Raw genomic sequence first — 1773 nt, 5'->3', positions numbered from 1 at the left:
CGGATGCTTTTTGGAAGCCCAAACTGGAAAAGGTCGCTTCTTCTGCCCTTCAGGTCTGCATCCAACAGACAGAAGTAGAAACTGGCAGAATCCGGAATTTTGAGAAAGCGGCAAGAAAATCAGGGGAAACTCATGAAGGGATTTATTATGATGACAGTGATGTGTACAAAGCTTTGGAAGCCATTGCCTATTCCCTCAAAAACCAATCTGATCCTGCGCTTGAAGCCAAGGCGGACGAATGGATCGATAAAATCGCAGCAGCCCAAGAGGCTGATGGGTATATCAATACTTTTTATTCTTTGACCGGATTGGAAAACAGGTGGCAAGACATGGACAAGCATGAGGCTTATTGTGCAGGCCATCTGATGGAAGCAGGAGTGGCGTATTATCAGACCACCGGCAAAAGAAAACTGTTGGATGTAGCGATCAAAATGGCTGACCATATAGACCAAACATTCAGGCAGGCAAACAGGCCTTGGGTAGTTGGTCATGAGGAAATCGAACTCGCTTTGGTCAAATTGTATAAAGTCACCGATGAAGAAAGATACCTTGAACTTTCAGATTGGTTTTTGGACCAAAGAGGTCGTGGACATGGCGTAGGGGGAATTTGGAACAATAAAAACTGGGGTCCAAAATATGCGCAGGACGATGTTCCTGTCAAAGAACAAAAGGAAATCACTGGCCATGCAGTCCGTGCCATGTACCTATACACCGGTGCGGCAGATGTCGCAGCAGCAAAAAATGACGATGGCTATATGAATGCCATGAAGACCGTTTGGGAAGATGTAGTCTACCGCAACATGTACATTACAGGAGGAATTGGCTCCTCGGGAAGCAATGAAGGTTTTTCTGTCGATTATGACCTGCCGAACGAAAGGGCTTACAGTGAAACATGCGCTTCGGTAGGTATGGTTTTTTGGAATCAGCGGATGAATTCGCTGGAAGGAGATTCCAAATACATAGATGTGCTCGAAAGGAGTCTTTACAATGCGGCCTTGGACGGTTTGAGCCTTCAGGGAGACAGGTTTTTTTATGGCAATCCATTGGCTTCAAATGGGCAACATTCCCGTAGGGCATGGTTTGGCACTGCTTGCTGTCCTTCCAATATTTCCAGATTGGTGGCTTCGGTAGGGGATTATATCTATGCGACTTCAGCAGATGGGATTTGGGTCAATCTTTTTATCGGAAGCCGGACCAATATCCAAATGGGTAATGTAAATGTACCTGTGGAGATCAAAACCAATTTCCCAATGGATGGAGTAGTGAATATTGCCATGAATCCTGATAAGAAAACAACTTTCAGCCTGAATCTAAGGTTGCCGGGATGGGCAAAGGAACAGCCTGTTCCGGGAGATTTATACCGGTTTGAAGGTACATCCAAAGAAAGATTCTCCGTGAGCCTCAACGGTAAGCCTGTGGAATATACTCAGGAAAACGGCTATGTCACGATCTCAAGAAAGTGGAGCAAAGGCGATGTAGTCCAATATACCTTGCCGATGGAAATCAGAAAGGTGAAATCAAGAAATGAAGTCGAAGCCAACCGGGACAGGATTGCCTTGCAAAGAGGGCCATTGGTCTATTGTGTGGAAGGGGCTGACAATGATGGTAGGGCTTGGAATATTGTAGTTCCTGCGAATACCGAATTCAAGGAAGTGGAATATCAAGTGTTGAATGAAAGGGTGATGGCCATTCAGGCATATGTGCCCGTAGTGACTGTTGCCGATGATGGGTCTACTGTGAAAACAGAGAAAAAAAGCATTACAGCCATTCCTT

Annotated in this window: 1 protein-coding gene; it reads left to right on the top strand. The window is 45.5% G+C overall.

The window, feature by feature from the left end; genetic code table 11:
- A partial coding sequence (locus ACZFYI_RS20015; protein ID WP_462525886.1) for a glycoside hydrolase family 127 protein occupies positions 1-1773 on the top strand: 1773 nt, incomplete at both ends.

The sequence above is a fragment of the Aquiflexum sp. genome (assembly GCF_977115555.1).
The sequence above is the reverse complement of the archived record's forward strand: the minus strand, read 5'-3'. Positions and strand labels throughout refer to the sequence as shown.